This window comes from Caballeronia sp. LjRoot34 (genome assembly GCF_964253815.1).
Classification (GTDB): domain Bacteria; phylum Pseudomonadota; class Gammaproteobacteria; order Burkholderiales; family Burkholderiaceae; genus Caballeronia.
Genome location: NZ_CAXUSB020000001.1, coordinates 2,582,240 through 2,606,626 on the forward strand (window position 1 = coordinate 2,582,240; position 24,387 = coordinate 2,606,626).

The following is a 24,387-nucleotide window of genomic DNA, read 5'->3' on the forward strand; positions in this document are numbered from 1 at the left end:
CCTCCGCCTGCAACGTCTCAACTCACAATGCGCGTTTCAGGTTCTTCGTCGAAGATCTGGAACTTGCGCATTTTTTCCCACAGCACCTTGCGGCTGATGCCCAGGTAACCCGCCGTGTCCTGACGCCGCCAGCCGTTCACCTCCAGCGCGGCCAGCACGCGGTTGCGCTCGTTCATGTCCCACTTGCTACGGTCAACAATCACTTCGGCGCTCAGCTCGGGCGGCACCGGCTGCGAGGTGCGGGCAAGCGCGAGCAGGCGCTGCAGCCGCGCGGTGTCCCATGAGCCCACTTGCCGCACGGTCACGCCTATGCGCTCCGCCAGATTGCGCAATTCGCGCACGTTGCCGGGGAAATAACTATCAGCGACAGCATCAGCCAGCCAGTACGGCAACTCGGGCAAGGTCGCGAGCTTTTCCTGCCCCACCACCTGCGCGATGAACGACTTGAACAACGCAATCTTGTCGAGCGCCCCGCGTTCCTCCAGCGACGGAATCTTCAACTCGATCACCGCCAGCCGATAGTAAAGATCCGCGCGAAAGTCACCCTCCTTCACCCGTTGCGGCAAGTTCTTGTTGGTCGCCGCGACCAGCCGGAAATCCACCTTGACCGGCATGGTCGACCCAATCCGCGTGACCGCACTGTCTTCCAGCACGCGCAATAACTTGACCTGCTGATACAGCGGCATATCGCCGATCTCATCGAGAAACAGCGTGCCGCCATCGGCCTGCTCGAAGTAGCCTTTGTGCGCGATCACAGCGCCGGTGAACGAACCTTTCGCGTGACCGAAGAATAGCGATTCGAACAAGCCATCGGGAATCGCGCCGCAATTGACCGGCACGAACGGTCCCTCGGAATACCGCTTGTGCTGTTCGTGCAGCATCTGCGCAATGCGTTCCTTGCCCACACCGGTTTCACCATGCACGAGCACACTGGTGTCGCAATCAGCGAAGGTCTGCACTTCGCGCAGCAATGCCTGCATGCATTCCGCATTCGCGATCAGCGCACTCGATTCCTGCACTTGCTCCCCATGCGCGCGCAATTGCTGGGCAAGCTTCGCCACCATCCGGCGCAACTCGGCGCCGGTGAAATCGAGCGGCAGGATATGCGAGTAGTCGGTCGGGAAAACGCTGGTGTCGCGCTCACGCGGCGCCGCCCCCACCCAGATCACCGGCATGCCGCGATGCGCTTCCCAATCGCGCAATGCGAATGCGCCCGTGTCGATCACGCTGACGCTCACCACCGCGATTGCCTGGCGCTGGGCGTCCTGGCCCGCGGCTATCGACATGCCGTCGGCGCGGATCACATCGACTTCGAAACCCGACATGCAGCGCACCACCTGCTCGACGATATCCGCCTTGCCTTCCCACACGTAAATATCGAGGTCATCGATTGTTGTCGCTGGTCTCATTCTCTCGATTCTCATGGCTTGCATCTTGTGGCTTCGCCGCCCGTTGCGGGTGTTCATCGCGTGGACGTTGGTTACTTTGTTAACGGCACCGGCGGGTCGCGGGTTCAATCATGCGTTCAATACTGAAGCTGCGACTGGCCGCACGTCAGCGACAGGTCATGCACGGTGCTCACGCCGATCTGTGCGCCGAGGAGTTGCAGCACGGGCATAAGAACCGTGTCCAAGGCATTGAATACGGGCGTCAGCAGCGGCACGACAAAACCTATCAGTATCTGGCCAACGGCTGAACCAAGCGGCAGCTTGATCCCGAGTACCGTCACGGTCAGTCCGTTCTGGGCGGACAACTGCGTGGCGAAACCCGTTGTCGCGTTGTACAGCACACCCCCCACCTGGTTCGAGTTCGTCGTCTGGTAATCGTCAGCATTGCCAACAATGCCATCGAATGTCATCGATGCAGCATTGGGTACGACAGCCGGAAGCGATGTGGCCATCTGAACGGTGATAAGACCGAGCACGTTGACAAGCGTCGCGGGCGCGCAACTGTAGGGCGCGGACGCGGAGAGGTTGGTGGGCGCATCGCCTATGCACACGTTCGCAAGACCGGTCTGAACACCGACCACCGAGTTGCTTGATGCCTTGGTCGACAGGCACTGCGTGGAACTCAGCCATGCCGTTCCCGGCGATACGTACACGTTGACCGGCAGCGTCACTATCGGGGCGCCAAGCCCCAACGGCAGTCCGGGCAACGCGCCAAGCGTCACCTTCAGAAACGCCCGCACCTGCGCCGTCGTGGCGATCGTGCGCCATGCGCCTGCCGGCGTCTTCCCGGCCTCGCCAACGGCCAGGACCGGCGGCTGGATCACTTGCACCTGCAATGTCGCCGTCGCCACCCCTAGGTTCAGAACCGTCGACACATTCACGGCGGACTTTCCAGCCTGTGCGATATCGGCCGCGACAAACAATGCGTCCAGCGGGCTGATGGTTGCACTGAGCGCGGACTGCGTGTCAGCAAGGCCAACTTGCAGGAGACCCGTTCCTCCATTCACCGCACCGATAGCGAAGGTCTGCGAGCCAGGAATATTCGCGTTCGCGACGGCCTGCAACGCGCCAAGCGCCACCGATAAATTCGCGTTCGCAACCTGTGTGGTCTGCAACGCGGTGAGCATGAGATTGACGAATTGCCCGGCGGTAACGTTCGTCGCGAGCAACTGGTTCACGGTACCCACGCCCGCTGCCGTGACAAGATCGCCTACCTGAATACGCGCTTGGGCAAGACCCGCGTAACCCGCCGCCGATATCTGCAACGCGTTGATATTCGTCCCGAGCATGGCGTTCAGCAGTCCGGTAATGACGGTAGGATCGACGCTTGCCGTAGTCGTGCCGATAGTGAATGCCCCCACGTTGACCGCTTGCGCAAGTCCGGTCGCGCTAACTACGCGCCCTGCTCCCAGAAAGAAATAAGGCACTTGCTTCGACACCGTCACCTGCACCGCGTTACTCGGTGTAGCGTTCGCCGCGTAGTAGCTCGGCCCGGCATAGAGCGTCGGGTCCCAGCGCCCGCAGGTCGTGGTGATCGAGTTGCCTGACGCCGACGCGTTAAAGCCGTTCGCGCCAGCACTGCCGAGCGCGGTGGCCGGGGCGCGCGAGCAGGCATTGTCGACGACCTGAGCGCCCGCATTCGCCGCCATGTCCGCCACGCTCTGCATGACGCGTCGCTGATAAAACACATTACCCACATCGATAGCAGCCAGCGCCGCGACCGCTACCAGCAGCCAGAACGCCGCCAACACGCTTGCCACGCCACGCTGGCGCTTGCGGCCACGCGGTGTCGGTCTGCCCGGCGATGTCGGCAGGTGATCCATGTCAGTTCGATGCTCCACCTACCGCGCCCACCGATGAATCCAGATGTTCCGGGATCGGGTGATCGAAGGACTTCAGATAACGCGCGTACGCGGCACTCGCTTCCACACCCAGCATTGGCTGCGCCGGCGCCGCCAACTGGCCGCTTCGCTGCAACGCGAGCAGGGAGTGGGCGGCGTCACCGATCTGCGTGACAGGCGCGTCCGTGTGCGACTGCGCTACCTGAACCGCCGGCGCTTCCGATGCTTGCTCCCGGGGCTGCTCTGTCAAACGCGTTTGCGTCTGCGCCACCGAGCCGGTGGCTATCGACATCAAGCCCAACGCGACCATCAATCCCGCAGCCTGACTCGCCGCTCTGGCCCACCCTCGCCCCGTCCGATACTCATTCATGGTTCGTTCCTTCACCGTACGACCAGTTGCGGTTGATTGGCCGACATCGCGGCGGGTTGATCGTATGTCTGGGTCAGCGGCAATTGCGCGTTGAGCAGCGAATCGACCGTCCGCGGCGCGCGGACCATAGGAACACGCGCTTGCTCGGTTGTCGCCACCGCAACCTCGGCCGCCCGTGCATGCGTGGCCTGTGTCGACGCCGCCGCAATGCGCTGCGCATCCGTGCGGATCGCCTGCTGCACTTCCGGCGAAAATTTCTGCTGCGTGATGAGCCCTTGCGCCGCGGCAGGTTGCCCCTCGGCTAGCAGGAACAGTGCGACATTGCTCAGGATCTTCGGGTTGTCCTGCGCCAGCTCCGCGGCTTTCATCAGCGGTACGCGAGCGCCCGCCACATCGCCGAGACGCAAGCGCGCGTAACCCAGGTCCGATAGTGTGAGCGCGTCGGTTGGTTGCAGGCGCGTGGCGGCGTCAAACTCTTCGGATGCCTTACCAAATTCTCCTGCGGCTCCCGCCAGCAAACCGAGCCCGCGATATCCCCGCGCTGCCAGCGGCGTGTTCAGCAACTTCGTGTATGCGTCGGCGCTACCCTGGGCCTGACCAGTCTGGCGCAGGGCGTCGGCACGCAGCAGAGTCGTGTCGGGCGTCGAGCCATACTGCTTCTCGTACGCGTCAATGTGTGCAAGCGACGCATAGAACAAACCCTGCGACTGCATCCGGTCGATCAGCGCGAGATACATGCCGGGTGTATCGGGCGCATCCTGTTTCTGTTGCGACTGCTGAAGCGCGGCCTCGCGCTCCGCCTGTATGCCGACCCCATAACCGCTGTCCATCTTCGACGCGCAGCCGCCCAGCCCCGCGAAAACGGTACAGGCAAGCATCAGGACAACCGCGAGCAGGCGGTTCTTGGTTGCGTCAATGGCGATCGATTTCATGGTGTCACTCTCTTCAACGTCTCTTCAACGTTTATTTATGTATCGTGGAAAGCGAATGGAACACGGCGATAAATCCCGGACCGGCTGTCATGATCAACAGGGCGGGCAGCAAGGTCACCACCATCACGCCGGTCATCTTCACGGTCAATGCGCCGATCCGTTCACGCAGCGTCGCGCGGCGCGACTCGCGCAACCGGTCGCCGAACTGGCGCAGCGGTTCCTGTACCGCGCCACCGTGCTTGTCGACCTGGACCACCAGCCGCATCACGGCATTCAGGTCGTCGTTCTCATAGCTCGTCGCGAGCCGACTTAGCGACTGCTCACGCGTACGTCCAGTGGTGAACTGCCGGTGGGCCAGCGCGAGTTCCTGCGAGAGCACCGGCAGGACTGTTGCGAAGTCATTGATCATTACCTGCAGGCTCTGATCGAGCGACAGGCCGACGCCTTGCAGCAAACGCAGCAAGTCGACGAACATCGGCAACTCGCTTGCTACCGAGCGTTGACGCGCTTTCGCGCGGCGCCGCACGAACCACTTCGGCAACATGAACCCGAGACCGAGTGCGCTGATCATCCACATGGCGAGGCGAGGTTCGCCGTTGAACCAGACCAGCACAAGCATCGGCAGCAGCGCGGCGCTGCCAATCCGCGCTGCGAAGAAACGCGCGCGCGTGTTGGCACTGAGGAAACCGCATCGATCCAGCAATCGCCGGTCTTCAGACGCCACCACAATGGCACCGAACGGCGTGTCCAGCCAGCTCATCGCCATAAGGCTGAGCGTATGGCTGAACGCATCGGCCAGACGCGACAGGCGGCTGCCCTTGGGCCGCCCGCGCCCCGCCTCGCTCGTGTCCTTCGCGTCTGTCGTCTGCGGCGCCAGCTTGCCCGCTGCAATCGCACGTGCCGCCGAGCTGGCCGCGCGTTGATCGAGCGCGTGGTCGAGCGTACGCGCGCCGCGCTGCATGCGCGCGAGGCCCGTGAATGCGAGCACGCCCAGCAAAGCGCATCCGAGCGCGGCGACGAGCAAGGCAAGAGCGAACACAGTGTGAGCGGTCATGTTCAATCCTTCAGGCGCGCCATCCGGTACAGCAGGAAAGCGCCGAGCACTTGCAGCACCACCGCCACGTACACAAGACGCTGGCCAAATGAATCGGACCACATCGCCTGGAAGTACGACGGGTTGGAGATCATCACGAAGCCGCCCAGCAGCGCCGGCAATAACCCGAGCACCCAGGCGGACAACCGCGTCTCGGTGGACAGCGCGATCAGTTCGCGCTCGGCCTGTTCGAGATCGCGCATCAGCGCCGCCATGCGCTCGAGCATCACGTCGGAGCGCCCGCCGTATTTCACCGAGATACGCAGCACCGAGCCGACCAGTTCCAACTCCCGCACGCGATACACCGAGGCCACGTGCTTCAGCGCCACGTCTATTTCTACACCCGAGCGCAGCATCCGCGAGACCCGGTCGAGGCAGTCGCGCAACGGCGCATCGGTGGTGGTCAATGCGGCCTGGAAGGCGGCCGGCACGCTGTTGCCAATGGTGATGAGCCGCACGATGCCATCGAGGAATACAGGCAACTGGCGCGAGATCCGCTGATAACGTTTTTGTGCGCGCCATGAGAGGAATGCAAACGCGCAGAGCGCGCCGAAGACGACGAAACCCAGCGCAACCAGCCAATGCGTACGCAAACCAACCCAGCACGCGCCGGGCAGGATCACCGCGCCGGTGCTCAACAAAAAAGTGCGCGGACTGGCGATGCCCGCACGGCTCATCAGATTGCCGAAGCCATAAGCCATGCGCGCCTGCAGATGGCGCGCATGCTCGCGAACACCGTGCTGCATGGCGTTCGGCGGCAAAGCGGAAGGACCTGCAGAACGCATGCGCTGGCTGTTCCGGGCAGGCGTTGCGCGTGTCGTTGCGCCCGGCATTGCGCCCTGTACCGACGCTACGCGCCGGTCAACAAAACGGTCTGTCAGCGCGCGTTCGCGGTTGTCCTGCGCGCGCTGCCACAGCAGCAGCCCGCCGGCCGCGCACAGCAGCGCCACGACCAGCACGAGGCCGATACCGCTAGACATTGAAGCCTCCTCCGGAGCGGCCGAAACCGCCCCCACCGCCACCTCGCCCGAAGCCGTCGTTGAAGCTGTCCACGCCCCTGTCATTGCCGAGTGACTGGCGATACTTGGCAAGCTTGGGTGAGCTGGGATGAATGCCGAGCGAGACCCAGTTGTCCTGCTCCTCGCCGCCTTCCATGATCGGCTCGTAGCGGTACAACTCCTGCGTCGCGACAATGTTGTCCGAGAGCCCCGTCACTTCCGTCACCGACAAAATCCGCCGCCGCCCATTGGACAAACGCCCGATCTGCACGATGAAGTCGATGGCATTCGCAATCTGCCGGCGCAAGCTCGACTCCGTGCCCTGGAAGCCCGCAAAACCCGCCAGCATCTCAAGCCGGTAAAGACACTCTCGCGCCGAACTCGCGTGGACGGTGCCCATCGAACCGTCGTGGCCGGTATTCATGGCCTGCAGCATTTCCAGCACTTCGCCGCCGCGTACCTCGCCCACGATGATCCTGTCCGGCCGCATCCGCAGCGTGTTGCGCAAGAGGTCGCGAATCGACACCACGCCCGCGCCGTCGAAGCCGCCCGGACGGCTTTCGAGCCGCACCACGTGCGGGTGATTGAGCGAAAGTTCAGCGGTGTCTTCTATCGTCACCACGCGCTCGTGCTTCGGAATAAAAAACGCGAGCGCGTTGAGCAGCGAGGTCTTGCCCGAACTCGTCCCGCCCGACACCAGCACGTTGCAGCGCGCAGCGACCGCCGCGTCGAGCAACCCGCAGATCTCCTGATCGAAGGTGCCGTTCGCGAGCAGGTCGTCGGGGCGCAGCGGGTCGCGCCGGAACTTTCGTATCGATACCACCGGCCCGTCGAGCGACAGCGGTTCGATCACCACGTTCACCCGGCCCCCGTCGGGCAGGCGCGCATCGACCATGGGATTGGATTCGTCCAGCCGCCGCCCGATCGGAGCGAGGATCCGCCGCACGATCCGCAGCAAATGCGCGTTGTCCGCGAAGCGCACCGGGATCTTCACAAGCATGCCGTGACGCGAGACGTAGACGTCATCGAAGCCGTTGATGAGGATGTCCTCCACCGCAGGATCCGCGAGCAGATCCTCGATCGGCCCGAAGCCCGCCAGCTCTTTCGTCAGGGCCTCCGCGATCAGCCGCACTTCGCTCTCGTTCAGCGGAATGCGCCGCATCCGGACGAAGCCGTCGATCTCCAGGTCAACGAACTGCTGGATCGCCTGGCGCGACCACCGTCCAAACTCGGCGCCCAGCTCCTCAATCCGCGTAAGCAGATGCTCATGCGCCGCGTTCTTGATGTCCTGGAACTGCTGCGTGTGCGCGAACGAAGTGGCGTCGTCGGCGAACTCGATGTCTTTTGCCATCGTCTATGACCGCTTGGTGAAAGTGGGAAAGAGCCGCTTGAGGAACTGTTTTGAGCCGCTCGGCGCGCCGGCGGAATCCGCCGTCTTCTGCTTCAGTGCATCGGCATCCATGCCGTCTGGCAACGGCACGAATGTGGGCGTGATGCTGTCGGCCGCGGCCATCTTGTGACCGCCAAGCCGCGCGACCAGCGGGTCCAACGCGCGTACATAAGCATCGCGCTCAGCGATATCCGCCAGCAGGCGCCCCTGGTTCACCGCGCGTCCAAGCGCCTGCGCGCGTGCGGGCAGTGTCGCGAGCAACGGTAGCCCAAGCCGCTCCGCGATCTGCTCAGCGCCAAATTGCAGCGCCGGGTCGAACTTGTTCACGACCAGATGCAGCTTCTGCGGCGAATCGGCGGCCTCGCGTTCCTTGGGCAAGCGTGCGTCGGCATCGTGAACACGCATGCCTTCCAGCAACTCCATGGCGGACACCACGGACGCCACGTTCGGATCGCAGACCAGCCACACATTGTCCGCGGCGCGCGCCATTTGCGCGACGAACTCGAGGTTCGTAAAGCCACCAAGATCGACGATCTGGTGATCGAAGAAAGTCCGCAGCCGGTTCACCAGATTTACCGCCGACGCATACGACACCTCGCGCATCGCCGCTAGATCCGGCGGCAATGTGGTCACCGCGAGGCCGCTGGCGTGGCGTCCGAAGGCCGTATGAACGAAGGTCTGGTCGAAGCGGCGCAGGTTGCGCACGGCATCGACGAAATTGAATTCGCTTTGTGTGTCGAGCAGCACCGAACTGTCTGCGGCGGGGATGCCCAGGTCGAGCAGCGCGGAGGTCTTCGATGCCGCCGCGCCACGTTTTTGCAACCTCACCGCCAGGTTCGCCGCCAGCGTGCTCACGCCCATGCCGACCCGCGCACCAAGCAGCACCGTAACCTGGCCGTGCCGGTTTGAAATGTGTTCCGTCTTCGCGGACTGGCTGGCTTGCTCGATCAGTTGTTTCGCAATCCGAAGTGCTTCGTCGGGTTCGCCTTCGACATCGATAAAATCACGCACGCCGGCGCGCAATGCAGCAATCGCGCTGGCCGACTGCTGCAGGGAACCGAGCGCAACAATGGCCAAGCCCGGGAATGCATCATGCACCGCGGTTGCCATCGCCGTCGCGCTTGCGATGCTGGCTTCGGGCGCTTCAAGCGGGGCACGGGCGAAGTCGATGAACACCATCGTGGCGCCCAGCGTCGATATCTTCGGCATCAGCGCAATAGCGTCGAAAGGCACGTGCTCGAGCGCGCCCAACGTGCCCAGCGCGCGCGCGAGCCAGGCCCGGCGTCCCGCATCCGAGCAGACGCACAGGAACCGGACGCCCTGAGAGCCCGCTTCTACGTCAGTCAAAGATAGAACTCTTGCGTTCATCGCCGCTTTCTCCTGCCACATCGGCGCGGGCAACGCTGCCAGCACACCTCGCCGCCCTCATCGTTGCGGACGGACTTGCACGCGCCTTCACTACTTGCCTGCCGCCCTCTCCACCAGCGCTTGCGTCCGTCATTTCGAGAACCCCGGCACCGCGTCGCCCGATGCAATCCCACCCACGAACGAGCGCCACACGGGGCCGTCGCGCTGCTCGGATTGCTCGCCGGGCGTCGCCGGAAGCACAGCGCCCTTGGCTATCGGCGAGACTAGATGCGGTGTCACGATGATCACCAGTTCGCGATCATTCTGCGTGTACTGCAAGGTCTTGAAGAACGCGCCGATGATCGGCAAATCTCCGAGCACCGGCACCTTGTCGACGTTCGATGCCGTCTCGCGATCGATCAGGCCGCCGATCACGAAGCTCTCGCCGTCGCCCAGTTCTACTGTGGTGTCCGCGCGCCGCGTGGTGATGGCCGGCACCGAGATACCGTTGATGGTCAGCGCGTGCGTGAAGTCGAGCTGGCTCGCTTCCGGCGCGACTTTCAGCGCGATCCGCCGCGGCCCGAGCACGGTCGGCGTGACCGTCAGTCCGATGCCGTAGGGCTTATAGACAATGCTGATTGTTCCAAGCGACTGCGGCACCGGTATCGGGATCTCGCCGCCGGCGAGAAAGCTCGCGCTCTGTCCCGACAACGCGACAAGCGTCGGCTCAGCCAGCACGCGTGCGAGATTGTTCGATTCGAGTAGACTGAGATTCGCGAAAATTCCTCGAGTACCGAGGTTCACCATCAGGTTGAACGCGCTGCTGATTGGCGACGTGGATGTGACCTGCAAATTCGGGGTCGCGCCGCCAGTGTATGACGTCAGCGACGAAGGCGAGAAGGTGCCGAATGCAAACGCGGTGTTCTGTTTGAAGAGATTGAAACCCGCTTCCTTCAGCACGGCCTTGCTGAACTCGACCACCTTCACGTCGACCTGCACGACAGGACTTGTCGCTACGGTGGAGACATCGAGGACATCGCCGTCCTTCGTACTGGCGCTCCGGCCGTCCCCGGTTGCAGAGGAGTCCGGTGAATTCCCGCTTTGCCCTCCCGGACCCTTGCCGGATGCGCCCGATGACGATTCGGATGAACCTGCGGTTCTCGCAACCGACTCCCTCGCTACAGTCAATGCGCGCTGATGCGATTCCATGCTCGCGGCAGACCCCGTGACCACCGCGGTGCTGCCAAGCACGTTCACCGCGGGTGTATCGCTGCCGAGCAACTCATGGGCGGCCAGTGTAGTGACGTTGATCGTGTAGGTCTGCGGCGCGCTCTGGCCGCGCTCCCAGATCATCATCTCGGTGCGTCCCGCGCTTTTTCCAACCAGCAATAAACCGCCGTTTGCGCCACCGCTGCTCTTGAGCCAAAGCACGTCCGCGACCGCAGGGTCCCCCACGGCTACGCGCTGCAACGTGCGTCCCATCGCGATCTGCTTCTGCGCGCCGACCACGATGTCGATAACCCGCGACGACGCGAAGTCGGTCGCGCCTGCTGCGGGCCCGGCAGTTTTCGCGCCAGCGAGCGGCGCCGCCGCACACGTGCATACCAGCGCGGCGAGCAATAACCGACGTGCGCCAGAGACGCTGCGTCCTCGATAGAAACCCTTGGCTTTCATGATTTTTTATATATCGACTGCGTACTGCGTTGTCGCCATACGGCGGCATGGCCCCGAACTTCCTTTTGATGCTGGCTGCTACTTGTCCTTCTGCACTCCCTTCTATATTTGTTTACGGCACGGCGATCATTTTCAGTACGCCACTTTTTCCCTATGCGCGCCGCGAATCAATTCAAGATCATTCGACACCGCCTGGACACGCGGCGCACGCGCAGCAGGCATCGAGGGCATGGCAGGTAACGGAGCGATGACTGGCATGCGCGCCGACCGCTCGCCATGCGTACCCGCCAGCGCCTGAAGCGACAGACCAGCGGCTGCACGCGACGCATCATCATTCGGTATCCTTATCGATGCAAGAAGTGGCGCCATGGCAATCGGTTCGGCTGTGTCTGTATCGGCGGGATTGCGCAGCGCCAGTACCAGGCGCCCCGCGCCCTCGGCGAGCGTGAGTGCGTCGATATCCGCAGTGCGCACGGCCAGCACCGCCGTACGCGCCCCCGCACCGCGCGGAGCGTTGGCCGCGTTAGCCGCGTTAGCCGCGGTGTCGGCTGCGTCCGACGTGCCGGGAAGGGTCGCATCGCCGAAACTGAGCACACGGACCCTCGACAACAACAGCCGTGCTTGCGTTGCGTCCACTTCCGCATCCGTGCCCGGGCCAGCGGACATATCGCGCTTGAGCATGAAAAACACATCGACGAAATTGCCGGGCCGCACCCGGTTGCCCACCGCATTGCCCTCGTCGACCCGCACCGCGATGGCCCGTTCGCCCGGCGCGATGGCATCAGCGAGTCCGGTGGTGAGGTTGGCCTCGGAGAGCGGCGTATTGGCCGCAATCGCGACGAGCGGCACCCGCCCGACAAGGCCGGTGGCATCGGCGAACTCGCCGGCTCCGCGCGACGGCGCCATCCGCAGGGTCAAGGCATCGGCATCGATCGGCTTGCCGGCGGAGAGGTCGCGCGTGGCGACGACCACCGGGAAACTGGCCTGACCCTGCACGATTTGCGGTACCGGCGCCGGAGGACGACGGGAGAGCGACCACGCGAAAATGCCAAGCAACGCGGCGAGCACGATCAGGGAAACAGCAAGGATGCGGGTAATGTTAGCCATGATCGTCTTGGTCGTTTCAAACGTGAACAACGCTTAAAACAGGTTCTCCGGGTTCAGTTGCACCATCGCACTTGCAGTGAGACTTGCTGGCACCGGCAGCCCGATCAAAGGCAGTGGAGGCACCAGCGGCCGGCTTGCGTAGTTGTAGTTGAGGGCGACGTTCACGCATTGCATCGTGGCGTCGAAGCTGCATCCCGCATACGTCGCGGTGCAGGGAGCGCTGCCCGCGAGCCAGTTCACCAGACCCGTCGCCGTGGCGCAAGCCGCGCTCGCGCGCAGCGCGAGCGCGCTGGCTGCGCTGGTCGCACCGGGCTGGTAACGCAGCGCCGCCCGTGCCCCCTCCGACGCAGCCAGCGTGAGCGATTGCTGCGCGACGAAGACCATGCTGTAGGTGACGATCGCGTAGAACACGAGGAAGAAAAGCGGAAACACGATGGCGAATTCCACCGCCATGGTTCCACGCTGCGCATGGCGTCGAGCGTCGAGCGGCTTGGCATGTGCGAGGGAATGTGCGTGATCACGCCGGCAGGCGGGCGAGACGGGCCGCGTGGAGTTGAATAGGGTCATCGGGCGGCCTCGAAGACTTGCAGCGTCAGGCTTCCTATTGCGGACACGGCGAGCAACGCGGCGTACGGTGTTGCGCGGCGGCCTCCGACAATGAAGGTGTATGGGGATGATCGTTCAGCACCGGTGACATCGCGAGGGCTGCCCGCGTAACCATCAGTATTTGGTGAGGACTCCAACGAAATTTCAGCGCTCTGGCGCCTCCCCTCGATCACCGCCGACGCAAGCAAATACAGCGCGTGAACACCAGCGGCAATACTGGCCACGATCCACAGCGCAGGTAACGCGTGAAAACCGCACCATGCGCCGAGCGTGGCGAACACCTTGACGTCGGCGGCGCCCATCAGGCCAATCAGGTAGAACGGCAAGAGCGCAAGGAGCCCGGCCAGGAGACCTAGCGCAGCATCGGACAGGTCGATGTGAAAGGGGGAATGGCCGCTTGCGGCAAGCACACAAGCTACAGCCAGTCCCGCAATAACGAGCCAGTTGGGTATGCGGCGCAACCGGCAATCGAATAAAACGACCGCGAGCGACCAGCTAATGAATAACGCGGCGTTAATCATGATGTTGACTCGCTTCGACCAGGCAAACTAATCCCGCCAGCCGCTATTTAAAGCAGCCGATTGGAAAAGCCCGACGTCACGCCTGCGCGCAGCAGATCCCCTGCGTGTGTGCGCATTAATGCAACTAATGCAACAACACGCAGTGATCCAGCTATACCGGCGAATAAGCCGGCATAGACAGTTAATTGCTAGCGAGAAGAATGTGACGCCTGATGCCCGGCGGCGCGAAGCCCGTTCCGCTAAAGCGCGGTCACGATATTCGTGAACACGGTCTGCAGTTTCGTGACAACGTCACCTATCGACACCGCGAGTGCAGCCGCAATAAGCCCTGCAATAAGCGCGTATTCAATAGCGGTGACGCCGCGTTCGTCTTTGACGAAGTGCTTGATCAAATTAGACATGATGCTTTCCTCGGATATTTTTAATGGCCATGTGACAAATGATCCGGCATTTTTCTGGGTCGCCGCCCGCGGGTTCTCTCTTCCCCGCGGGCGTAGCTCCGCTTGCCTTGGATGCGCGTCGTTGCGCGCGATTTATTTGCCGCTTCTCTCAGGTTCCAGATGTGTAGTCGATGGTGCCTCCATCAGTCAGGATGTTAAATGATGCATCCTTGAAACGATTTATAGCCGAACGTTATCTCGAAATCAACGGGTGCCAAGCAATAATTTCATCGGTTGTTACCCTTGATCGGTAAGGTTTGTGCCGCAACAACACTTTGTAGTCAAACACTTACCGCCTCTTGTCATTTTTTGTGTAATTAGCCAAACGATCCGACAGCTAACCCTCTAGTTAACGGAAGACCTCTCATTAACTTTATGATTTTTTTATCCAGCGTGTACTCTCTAGTTCAAACGCATTATTCGGTTGACTAAATGACGGCTCGGTGACGGCTCAGTGACGGCTCCATATTGGCAATCGTTCGCACTACCGCTAAATGACTGCCTGCCATTGCACGCGGGAGACAAGCAGTGTGATCGTGCATGACCACGTGCGCATTAAACGTCGAGTGTGTTGCAGAACGCGTAACGCGCGTTACGGCTTGAGACGTAACGACCTTCACCGCACGTTACGTTACGTGATGCCTCAGCGCGGCATCGCTTCATTTTCCCCAGAACTCCCGACTACCGGCAAAGCCATGCCAGGCCTTATACCGTCTGGTTAACCCGTTGTGCGCGCCAACCCTTCGTCCTCCTTGATACAAATGGCACGGGTCCTGCAATAAGACGATGGCAGTTCAAAAAGCAAAAAACTAAATACCATCCGAGGGCGTTATGAAGACCATCCACATCCAAAGCGGCGCATTGCGCGTCACCCTCCTCACCGCAGCAGTCGCGACCATGCTGACCCTTGGTGCCTGCGGCGGTTCAGGTTCAACCAGCAAGCAATTAGGCAGCGCTGGAACCGGCGGCATACCGACAACCGGCGGCGGCGGTACGACCGGAGGTGGCGGAACGGGCACCGGCACCGGCTCAGGTGGAACAGGAACTGGAGACGGAACGGTCGCTGGCGGGGGCACCAATGGCGGCGGGTCGGGCGCTGGTGGCGGAGGCGCCGGCACGGGCGGCGGCGGTACCGGATCGGGCGGTGGAACGGTCATCGGCGGCGGTGGAACGGGTGGAGGAACAGCCGGCGGTACGGGTGGAGGAACCGGTGGAGGAACCGGTGGAGGAACCGGTGGAGGAACAGGCGGCGGAACAGGCGGCAGCACGCCGGTCACGACCCCGGTTGCAGCCTTAGCTGGCTCAGCGGGCAACGTTGTATCTGCAGCGGGCAATGCAGTGACGGGCGTAGGCACGGTCATCGGCAACGCCAACATTCCCGGCGTCAGCCCCGCCACGACACAGGCGGCAGGCGGTGTCGTCTCGCATCTCGGCGATGCCGTCGATGCCCTGGGCAACGGCGTCTCGCAAGGCCTCGGCCAGATCGGTTCGAGTGCCAACCCGATGGGCACGACGCTCGCCAGCACCGGTAACGTCGTTCAGCAGGCGGGTGCTGCTGTCAGCAGCGCTGGCGATCTCGTAACAAGCGTCGGCAGCGGCGCGCTCTCCCCGCTCGCACCCGTGACAACGCCGTTGGGCAACGTGGTAAGCACGCTCGGCGATGCAGTTACACAAACCGGCGGCGCGCTCGGCACGACACTTTCGACTGGCGCAGTCAGCCAGATCACGCAGCAGGTCAGCACGGCAATCACACCGATCACGGCGTTGGCCGGCTCGCTGACACAGACCGTCGGCTCGGCCACCGGTCTTGGCGCGCCGATCAATAACCTGCTCGCGACGCTCGGCGGCGTACTGGACTCGGCGGGGCACACGGTGGCATCGACGGGTAACAACCCCATCTCGACCGGTCTGGGCGGCGTAGTGTCCGCGACAGGAACCACGCTTGCATCGGCCGGCGGCCTTGTGAACGGCACTCCGGGCACGAATCCGTTATCGCCGATCAGCGGCATTCTCTCCGGCCTGACAGGCGGTTTAGGCGGCGCGAGTGGAACAGGCGGCCCCCTCGCCCCGATCACGGGTCTCGTCAGCGGCTTGACGGGAGGATTGACGGGCATCGGCGGCGCGGGCGGCGCAGGCGGCCCCTTGGCTCCGGTCACGGGTCTGGTCGGCGGCTTGACCAGCACGGTCGCCAGCCTTGGCGCGGCGCCGGGCTCAGCCGGTCCGCTGGCGCCTGTTGCAGGCCTGGTCAGCAGCTTGACCGGCACGATTGGCGGCGCGGGCTCGACACCCGGCGCAGGCCCGCTCGCTCCGGTCGCAGGCTTGCTCGGCGGCTTGACGAACACGGTGGGCACGGTAGCCACCGGCGTAGTGACGCCCGTGGCTGGCGTGGTGGGCGGCCTCACGGGTGCGCTGACCAACGCGGCATCAGGTGGCTCGGCGGGATCGGCGGCCAATCCGCTGGCATCGGTCACCGGCCTTGTCGGCGGCTTGACGGGTGCCTTGACCGGCGCGGCATCGGGCACGGGCGCGGGTACGGGCGCAGCGAACCCGGTTGGCGGGCTGCTCGCGTCGATCACCGGAGCGGGCATAGGTGCAGGCGTAGGCGCGGGGACCACGACGACGAAATCGCCGTCGACCGGTGCAACGACGACCACTACCGGCGTAGGCGTTGGGGTAGGCCTCTCGAGCACCACAGGCAGTGGCGCTGGCAGCAGCTCGCCGGGCAACCCGCTGGGCAGCGTGACCTCGCTGCTGGGCGGCCTGCTCGGTGCGCATAACAAGTGATACAGACGCTGCCGCAACGCATGAGCCTCGAGGCTTTTCGCCTGGAGCGATAACTCGAGGCGACCGGGTCCGTGACCCGGACCGCCCCAGGTTCGGGTTCACGGTTTGAAACATCCTTTCGTTACGTCCTCGCGACGAGGAGGGTCGGGTACCGAACCCCTCAATGATCCCTTTCAGTGTCTGGTAAACCACGTGTTCCCCGGCGCCGCCCTCGGCGCCGGTTTCGCATCCGGCCGGATGTTTCTGCGCCTATACAACGACCCGAGACAAAATCCGGACAAGAAAATATCACAAGGACAACCGATGAAAATACCTACGACACATAGGCATGAACAAGAATAGATTGAGACAGGAATGAACAAGGCCAAAGGTTACGACCGCAAAGAGCCGTAATACAAAGATATGCAGTAGAAGCAACACCCAGCATCAAACCCCAGCATCAAACGATGACGAACGCAGCAGGACCTCGGGTCGTGTCGATCCGGCCTCCTCCGCAGTTCGCACGAAAAAAGCCAACGAGGGCCGTACCGTGAATATCAAGGAATGGAAATGGACGCTGCTGCTTGCGGCGGTGGCGGCGCATGCCGCCCAGGCGCAGACCAGCGGACAGGTTGCGCGGCCGGCGCTGGCGGGCAATCCACTGGACGCGTTGCCGCAAGTGAACGCGCCGCAAAAACCACCGGCCGTTACCGTCGATGTCCAGCCGCAAACCCCGCAGATCCAGGAACTGCTTGCGCGTCACCTGACGCCGAAAAAGATCGAGGTGGAAGGCGTAAAAGCCATTCCCTTCGATGAAGTCGCGCAACGCTTCAATCCACTGGTGGGCAAGGACGTCACCATCGGCGAACTGATGGAGACGGCGAACGGCGTGACCGCGCTTTACAAGGAACGGGGTTACGCGCTCTCCTTCGCCTTCGTGCCCGCGCAGACCTTCGAAAACGGCGTGGTGCGCATCACGGTGGTGGAAGGTTACGTAGCCGATATCAAGATCAAGGGCGACCCCGGCACCGCTGAAAAACGCATTCGCGCGATCGCTGACCGGATTCGCGCCGACCGGCCGTTGCGGCAAGCAACCTTCGAACGTTACGTCAATGTGCTTGGCCTCACGCCCGGCGTGAAGATCGCGGCAACTGTCGCGCCGCCGCAGACCACCGACGGCGCGACCACGCTCGATCTCGACGTCGAGCGCAAGCCGTTCACTATCGCGACCGGCATCGATATGAATCATCCTGGCGTGCAGGGCATTGTCACCGCGACGGAGAATGGCCTCCTTGGCCAAGGCGAGACGCTGGGCGTCTCCGCACTCCTTCCGAAGGGCCGCGACGATCAAACCTATTTCGACGTCAATGGCTCATTGCCCATAGGTACCGACGGCTTCACCCTCAAGGCCGATGCATCGCACTACTACGGACATCCCGTCGATAACCCCGGCCTGCCCTCCTACGTCGAGCGCACCGTCGTCAACGACAAAGCAGGCTTGTCAGCGTCGTATCCGTTCGTGCTGAGCAACACGCGCAGCCTGATCGGCACGGCGGGCGCATACGCATCGCACGACGAGGACCGCTACAAGAACACCATCACGGGCGCACAACTTGGCCAGCGTTCGCAAGTGCGTGTGACTACATTGCAACTCGACTACACCGGCGTGGATACGGGAACCGTCAGGCGCGCAAGCCTCAACGTGGCGAAAGCATTCGATGTGCTTGGGGCGTCGAAGTCGGCGGACACCAACATTCCCGGGGTTGTCACAACCAACCCGGCGTCACTCACGTTCGTGCGCACGGGTGCTACGGTTTCACAGACCAATGAATGGCCTTTCAAGATTGGCACCTCGATTGCAGCAACCGGGCAGTACAGCGCGGACTCCCTGCCGACCTCCGAGCAGATCGCGTTTGGCGGGCAGCGCTTCGCGCTTGGCTATGAGCCGGGAGAAGTATCGGGCGATTCGGGCTGGGCCGCATCGGCGGAAATCAACCGGCCGTTTGCGATCGGACTGGCGTTCATGAAGACCTTCACACCCTACGTTTCCGTCGATACCGCCCACACGTATCTTCACGCCGTCGGTTCGAAACCGAGCCGCCTGGCATCGATAGGCATAGGCTTCCGGATCTCCGATGCCAAGTACTACAGCCTGGATTTATCGCTGGCGAAACCGGTGGGCGATGCCCCGGTGGAAGGCAACGGATCGCGGAGCCCGCGCGTAAACGCGACCTTTTCCTACCAATTCAATTGACAGGGGACAGACCGCAGCGAAGCAGCTGCCCGACTAGAGGGTTTGTACAAAACGCTCCCCATGCTTTGTCGTATTCTGTCCGGCACGCGGCGCCTGCACAGCCGGCAATAATGACAACATGGTCAACAGATCAAGAGACGTTTTACCTCAAGGAGGAAGCATGACGAGACTTACCCAACGCGTGCATCGGCATGCCGGACGCATCCTGCTTGCCGGTGCACTACTCGCCTCGGCCGCAACAAGCATGGCGCAAACTGCGTCGCCTACGGGACTCTGGCAAACCATCGACGACAACACCGGTCAACCCAAGGCGCTGGTGCAAATTATCCAGGACGGCGACGGTACATTCACCGGCAAGATCCTCACCGGGCTCGGCAGCAGCAACGATCCGACCCGCCGTTGCACGGCCTGCACCGATTCACGCAAGGACCAGTTGATGAAAGGCATGACTATCATCAATGGCATGAAACCCGATGGCGACACGTGGGACGGCGGCCAGATCCTCGATCCCGAGAACGGCAAGCTGTACAAATGCAAGATGCACCTGGACGATGGCGGACAGAAACTCGTGGTCCGCGGATATATTGGCGTGTCGCTGCTCGGACGTTCGCAAACCTGGATCCGACAGCAATAAAACCGCAGCATCCGAATGCGTTGCGTACAAAAAAACCCGTCTGGAGGCTCTAAGTCTCCAGACGGGTTTTTTATGCACGAGCGATCTTCACACGCGTATCAAGCCGTACATCAAGCCGCGTGACGCACACCGCCTCGTGGGTATTCAACCGCTTCGGCCGGGGTAAGCGGCACGAGCGGCATAAGCACTGGCCGTGCGTCGCCATGCATCTCGGCAGGCCGGGTGGTATCCGCCGCAACCGCATGGCCGCCCAACCCCTCTGGCAACTCGGTTGGCACTCGCATGCGCGAGGTCATCAACGAATACAAACCTTCACTCGCCACGCCGAACAACTGCTGCATCACCCGCCCGAGCACACCGGAGTCGTGCCACGCCTTGAAGCGGCGGTGACACGTCTGATACGACGGGTATTTACGCGGCAACGTTGACCATGAAGCACCGCTGTACATCACCCAGAGCACGCCGTTGAGCACGGCACGGGTGTTGGCGAGCGGTCGTCCGCGCAACTCGGAACGGGGTCGCAACTCTGGCAACAAAGGCGCGACCATTTGCCATTCTTCGTCGGACATATCGCGGTAAGGCTTCATGGTTCTCTCCAATCACAAGTAAGTGATTAGAAGATACCGATCTGCCGGAGACCCCGGAATAAGACATGTCCGAATCTTGAAATACCGTTCAGAGCCTTACAGCAGTAAGCTCTCGGCGAAATTATGAGTCTCGCATTGTCAATTCGCCCGTTTGGCCAACGCTGCGTCAGGTCAGCGACGTGTCCACCAGCCGACGCTCCGACTCCAGATATTCCTTCGACTGCATCTCGGTGATCCGCGACACCGTGCGCGTGAATTCGTTGGCCATCGGACCTTCCACGTACAGTTCTTCCGCAGGCACCGCCGCCGACATCAGCAATTTCACCTTGTGGTCATAGAACACGTCGATCAGCCACGTAAAACGCCGCGCCTCCGACGCATTGCGCGGTGACATCTTCGGTACGTCGGAGAGAATCATCGCATGGAAACGGCTCGCCAGTTCGAGGTAATCGTTCTGTGAACGCGGGCCGCCGCAGAGCGTGGCGAAGTCGAACCAGACCACGCCATCGGCTTTGCGCAGCGCCTTGAGTTCGCGTTTCTCGATCCGCAGGATCGGGCTTTCGTCCGGCACCGCGGCAAGCTTCGCGAAGTCGGCGCGCAGCGCTTTGTCGGCGGCGGCGCCTAGCGGCGTGTGATAAGCAGTCACTTGCGACAAAGTACGCTTACGATAATCCGTGCCGGCGTCGACATTGATCACGTCCAGCTTCGACTTGATCAGCTCAATAGCAGGCAGCAACCGGTCACGATGCAAACCATCGGGATACAACAAGTCAGGGTCGTAATTCGACGTCATCACGAACTGCACGCCGGCGCCGAACAAGCGATCGAGCAGCCGGTAAAGAATCATGGCGTCGGCAATATCCGAGATATGAAACTCGTCGAAGCAAATCAGCCGGTAACGCTTCGCCACGCGTCGCGCGAGTTCATCGAGCGGATCGGACGTGCCCTTCAACTCTTCCAGCTCCCGATGCACCTCGCGCATGAATTCGTGGAAATGCAGGCGTGTCTTGCGTTGCACCGGCACGACCGCGAAGAAGCTGTCCATCAGGAAGCTCTTGCCGCGCCCCACGCCGCCCCACATGTAGACGCCACGCGGCAACTCCGGATGCGAGATCAGCTTCTTGAACGCGTTCGAGCGGCGCGCCTTGTACGCGACCCACTCGTCGTAGCAACGTTGCAAGCGTTCGACCGCCGCCAGTTGCGCCGCGTCCGACTGATAACCCCGCGTCTTCAGTTCGTGTTCGTAGTATTCGTTGACGTTCATGGTGCGAGGGAGTGGGTGCCTTGAATATGACCTGACAAGCCTGAAGGCCGTGGACAAAACAAAGGCGAGCGGGAAAACTCCCGCCCGCCTTCGTCCTGCTGCTCAAACAATGCCGCAATTACATATTGAGCGCGCGTTTGTCGACGGCGAGCGCGGCTTCGCGCATCACTTCGGACAACGACGGGTGCGGATGGCAGATCCGGCCGATATCTTCCGATGCCGCCTTGAACTCCATCGCCACCACGGCTTCAGCAATCAGGTCCGACGCGTTCGCTGCAATGATGTGGCAACCAAGCAGTTCGTCGGTCTTCGCATCGGCGATCATCTTCACGAACCCGTCAGCCTTGCCGATACCCAGCGCACGGCCGTTCGCCATCATCGGGAACTGGCCGGTCTTGATCTCGCGGCCTTCGGCCTTGAGTTGCTGTTCCGTCTTGCCGACCCACGCAATTTCCGGTTCGGTGTAGATCACCCACGGAATGCAGTTGTAGTCGATATGCGGCTTCTGACCGTCGATAATCTCGGCCACCAGCACGCCTTCGTCTTCTGCCTTGTGCGCGAGCATCGGGCCACGCACCACGTCGCCGATCGCGTACACGTTCGGCACGCTGGTCGCGCAGTGGTCATCGACGGGAATAAAACCGCGTTCGTCCGTCTTCAGGCCGATAGCTTCCAGACCGAGGTTGTCCGTGTTCGGCACGCGGCCGATCGACACGATCAGGCGGTCAGCGTCCAGCGTCTGCGCGTTGCCGTCCTTGTCCGTGTAGGCCACCGAAACGCTCGAATCCGTCGTCTTCACTTCGCCGATCTTCACGCCGAGGTGGATGTCCAGACCTTGCTTCTTGAATTGCTTCGCGGCTTCCTTCGCCAACGAGTCATCGCACGCGCCGAGGAACGCGGGCAACGCTTCGAGCACGGTCACGTCCGCGCCCAAACGACGCCACACCGAACCCAGTTCCAGACCGATCACGCCAGCGCCGATCACAGCGAGCTTCTTCGGCACGGCATCAAACGACAACGCGCCTTCGTTGTCCGCGACAATCTTGTTGTCGACCGTAATGCCCGGCAGATGACGCGCTTTCGATCCCGTCGCGATGATCACGTTCTTCGCCGTCACGGTTTCGGTTTCTGCTTCGCCGCTCACTTCGATCTGCACGCCGGCGTCCGTCTTGCCGGTGAACTTGCCATGACCCTTCAGCCACGTGATCTTGTTCTTGCGGAACAGGAACTCGATCCCCTTGGTCATCTTCTCGACAATACCTTCCTTGCGGGCAAGCATCTTCGAGAGGTCGAGCTTCACGTCGCCCACATTGATACCGTGGTCGCCGAGGTGATGCAAAACGTTTTCAAATTCTTCCGACGAAGCCAGCAACGCCTTCGACGGAATGCAGCCCACGTTAAGACACGTGCCGCCGAGCTTCAGATTGCCGGCCGGGTTCTTCCAGCCTTCAATACACGCAACCGACTTGCCGAGTTGCGCCGCACGAATCGCCGCGATGTAACCGCCAGGGCCTGCACCAATCACGACGACGTCAAATTCTTTGGACATGACTATCCTTCTCTTGTTGGATACACGACGCGTCCGGGTCTACCGAACGCGCCATGAGTCCCAAATAAGGTTTTACTGCCTGATTTAAAGGGCTAACGTAAGGGCTTACGCAGGGGCTAACGCAAGGACTTACAGGTCCAGCAGCAAGCGAGCCGGATCTTCCAGCGCATCCTTCATCGCGACCAGCGACAACACGGCTTCACGGCCGTCGATGATCCGGTGGTCGTATGACAGCGCCAGGTAGTTCATCGGACGAATCACGATCTGGCCGTTCTCGACCACCGCGCGTTCCTTCGTTGCGTGCACGCCCAGGATGGCCGACTGCGGCGGGTTGATAATCGGCGTGGACAACATGGAACCGAACACACCGCCGTTCGAGATCGAGAACGTACCACCGGTCATTTCTTCGATCGACAGCTTGCCGTCGCGCGCTTTCACGCCGTATTCAGCAATCTTCTTCTCGATATCAGCCAGGCTCAATTGATCCGCATTGCGAACGATCGGCACCACGAGACCACGCGGCGAACCCACTGCAATACCGATGTCGAAGTAACCGTGATAAACGATGTCGTTACCGTCGATCGATGCATTCACCAGCGGGTACTTCTTCAGTGCGTGGACAGCAGCCTTCACGAAGAACGACATGAAGCCGAGCTTCACGCCATGTTCCTTTTCGAACTTGTCCTTGTACTTGTTGCGCAGATCCATCACCGGCGCCATGTTCACTTCGTTGAACGTGGTCAGGATGGCGTTGGTCTGCTGCGACTCGAGCAGACGCTCGGCAATACGTGCGCGCAGACGGGACATCGGCACGCGTTGTTCCGGACGATCCTTCAGCCATTGATCCGCACCCGGTGCCTTTACATCCGGCAGGGACGGACGTGCAGCCTTGGCCGGCGCTGCCTTTGCAGCAGGCGCGGAAACCGAAGCGGACACCACCGGCGCGCCTTGCGTGGCAGCCAGCGCGTCACCCTTGGTAATACGGCCATCGCGGCCTGAACCCGAAACCTGGTCACTCGAGACATTCTTCTCAGCCAGGATCTTGGCGGCCGAGGGAGATGCGGAGGTGTTCGAAGCAGCAACCGTTGCCGGTGCGGCTTCCTGTTGCGGCTGAGCGGCCGGGGCCGGCTGCACTTCAGCAGCGCCTGCGGCGGCGGCAACTGGCGCGGCGCCCGCTTTCGCTTCCGTATCGATCGTCGCGATCAATTCTTCGGCCGTCACTATGTCGCCGTCATGCTTGATCACTTGCCCCAGCACGCCTGCAGCCGGTGCCGGCACTTCCAGCACGACCTTATCCGTTTCGACTTCGACGAGAATTTCGTCGATAGCAACTGCTTCGCCCGGCTTTTTCTTCCACGTCAGCAAAGTGCCTTCCGACACGGACTCAGAGAGCTGGGGAACCTTGACTTCTACGATAGACATTATGTTTTTTCCTGAATGTATCTGGGTACAACGTCAATTCTTGGAGAGTTCGACGCCGTCAATTCCTGGGTGACCAGAGCGTGTCAATGCAGCGCGCGTCTAACGGGTATGACCGGTCGCGAGCGCTGCGTCTGCATTCCACGTTCA

20 protein-coding genes are annotated in these 24,387 nt (G+C 62.0%); 3 read left to right on the top strand and 17 right to left on the bottom strand.

Annotated features, from left to right (window positions below):
* Positions 1-17: 17 nt before the first annotated feature.
* From ACSQ36_RS11500 to ACSQ36_RS11560, 13 genes are all read right to left on the bottom strand, one after another.
* Positions 18-1,409, bottom strand: a complete 1,392-nt coding sequence (locus tag ACSQ36_RS11500; protein WP_436181995.1) for a sigma 54-interacting transcriptional regulator — start codon at positions 1,407-1,409, stop codon at positions 18-20.
* A gap of 116 nt (positions 1,410-1,525) precedes the next feature.
* Complete coding sequence (locus ACSQ36_RS11505; protein ID WP_436181996.1) at positions 1,526-3,271, bottom strand: TadG family pilus assembly protein; 1,746 nt, start codon at positions 3,269-3,271, stop codon at positions 1,526-1,528.
* Position 3,272: 1 nt separating this feature from the next.
* Positions 3,273-3,659, bottom strand: a complete 387-nt coding sequence (locus ACSQ36_RS11510) for a DUF3613 domain-containing protein (protein WP_436181997.1) — start codon at positions 3,657-3,659, stop codon at positions 3,273-3,275.
* A gap of 11 nt (positions 3,660-3,670) precedes the next feature.
* A complete protein-coding gene (locus tag ACSQ36_RS11515) occupies positions 3,671-4,537 on the bottom strand; it encodes a pilus assembly protein (protein ID WP_436183160.1) in 867 nt (288 codons plus the stop codon).
* An 85-nt stretch (positions 4,538-4,622) separates the two neighbouring features.
* Positions 4,623-5,645, bottom strand: a complete 1,023-nt coding sequence (locus ACSQ36_RS11520; RefSeq protein WP_436181998.1) for a type II secretion system F family protein — start codon at positions 5,643-5,645, stop codon at positions 4,623-4,625.
* A 2-nt stretch (positions 5,646-5,647) separates the two neighbouring features.
* Complete coding sequence (locus ACSQ36_RS11525) at positions 5,648-6,664, bottom strand: type II secretion system F family protein (protein ID WP_436181999.1); 1,017 nt, start codon at positions 6,662-6,664, stop codon at positions 5,648-5,650.
* Positions 6,657-8,033, bottom strand: a complete 1,377-nt coding sequence (locus ACSQ36_RS11530; protein ID WP_213761644.1) for a CpaF family protein — start codon at positions 8,031-8,033, stop codon at positions 6,657-6,659. The genes ACSQ36_RS11525 and ACSQ36_RS11530 overlap by 8 nt, the downstream gene beginning before the upstream one ends.
* A 3-nt stretch (positions 8,034-8,036) precedes the next feature.
* The gene (locus ACSQ36_RS11535) at positions 8,037-9,440 is read right to left on the bottom strand and encodes a fimbrial protein (protein WP_436182000.1); all 1,404 of its coding nucleotides are present in this window, start codon (positions 9,438-9,440) and stop codon (positions 8,037-8,039) included.
* A 129-nt stretch (positions 9,441-9,569) separates the two neighbouring features.
* Positions 9,570-11,093 carry a type II and III secretion system protein family protein gene (locus tag ACSQ36_RS11540; RefSeq protein WP_436182001.1) on the bottom strand — a complete coding sequence of 508 codons (1,524 nt, stop codon included), beginning with the start codon at positions 11,091-11,093 and terminating at the stop codon, positions 9,570-9,572.
* Between the two features lie 132 nt (positions 11,094-11,225).
* Positions 11,226-12,200, bottom strand: coding sequence for a Flp pilus assembly protein CpaB (cpaB, locus tag ACSQ36_RS11545; protein WP_436182002.1), 975 nt, complete (start codon positions 12,198-12,200; stop codon positions 11,226-11,228).
* A gap of 33 nt (positions 12,201-12,233) precedes the next feature.
* Positions 12,234-12,653: a TadE/TadG family type IV pilus assembly protein gene (locus ACSQ36_RS11550; protein ID WP_436183161.1), complete on the bottom strand. Its 420-nt coding sequence runs from the start codon at positions 12,651-12,653 to the stop codon at positions 12,234-12,236.
* 110 nt (positions 12,654-12,763) lie between these two features.
* Positions 12,764-13,327: an A24 family peptidase gene (locus ACSQ36_RS11555; protein ID WP_436182003.1), complete on the bottom strand. Its 564-nt coding sequence runs from the start codon at positions 13,325-13,327 to the stop codon at positions 12,764-12,766.
* 239 nt (positions 13,328-13,566) lie between these two features.
* Positions 13,567-13,728, bottom strand: a complete 162-nt coding sequence (locus tag ACSQ36_RS11560; protein WP_213761650.1) for a Flp family type IVb pilin — start codon at positions 13,726-13,728, stop codon at positions 13,567-13,569.
* 870 nt (positions 13,729-14,598) lie between these two features.
* On the opposite strand from ACSQ36_RS11560, the gene ACSQ36_RS11565 reads away from it, so the two are divergent.
* The 3 genes from ACSQ36_RS11565 (at position 14,599) to ACSQ36_RS11575 (ending at position 19,418) form a co-directional block, all read left to right on the top strand.
* Positions 14,599-16,551 carry a collagen-like triple helix repeat-containing protein gene (locus tag ACSQ36_RS11565; RefSeq protein ID WP_436182004.1) on the top strand — a complete coding sequence of 651 codons (1,953 nt, stop codon included), beginning with the start codon at positions 14,599-14,601 and terminating at the stop codon, positions 16,549-16,551.
* Between the two features lie 529 nt (positions 16,552-17,080).
* Complete coding sequence (locus tag ACSQ36_RS11570) at positions 17,081-18,784, top strand: ShlB/FhaC/HecB family hemolysin secretion/activation protein (protein ID WP_436182005.1); 1,704 nt, start codon at positions 17,081-17,083, stop codon at positions 18,782-18,784.
* 160 nt (positions 18,785-18,944) lie between these two features.
* The gene (locus tag ACSQ36_RS11575) at positions 18,945-19,418 is read left to right on the top strand and encodes a DUF2147 domain-containing protein (RefSeq protein WP_436182006.1); all 474 of its coding nucleotides are present in this window, start codon (positions 18,945-18,947) and stop codon (positions 19,416-19,418) included.
* 110 nt (positions 19,419-19,528) lie between these two features.
* On the opposite strand, the gene ACSQ36_RS11580 is transcribed toward ACSQ36_RS11575, so the two are convergent.
* From ACSQ36_RS11580 to odhB, 4 genes are all read right to left on the bottom strand, one after another.
* A complete protein-coding gene (locus ACSQ36_RS11580) occupies positions 19,529-20,005 on the bottom strand; it encodes a transposase (protein WP_436182007.1) in 477 nt (158 codons plus the stop codon).
* 166 nt (positions 20,006-20,171) lie between these two features.
* Positions 20,172-21,269, bottom strand: a complete 1,098-nt coding sequence (gene zapE / locus ACSQ36_RS11585) for a cell division protein ZapE (RefSeq protein WP_436182008.1) — start codon at positions 21,267-21,269, stop codon at positions 20,172-20,174.
* 118 nt (positions 21,270-21,387) lie between these two features.
* A complete protein-coding gene (gene lpdA, locus ACSQ36_RS11590) occupies positions 21,388-22,818 on the bottom strand; it encodes a dihydrolipoyl dehydrogenase (protein WP_436182009.1) in 1,431 nt (476 codons plus the stop codon).
* Between the two features lie 129 nt (positions 22,819-22,947).
* A complete protein-coding gene (gene odhB, locus ACSQ36_RS11595) occupies positions 22,948-24,240 on the bottom strand; it encodes a 2-oxoglutarate dehydrogenase complex dihydrolipoyllysine-residue succinyltransferase (RefSeq protein WP_436182010.1) in 1,293 nt (430 codons plus the stop codon).
* Between the last annotated feature and the right edge of the window lie 147 nt (positions 24,241-24,387).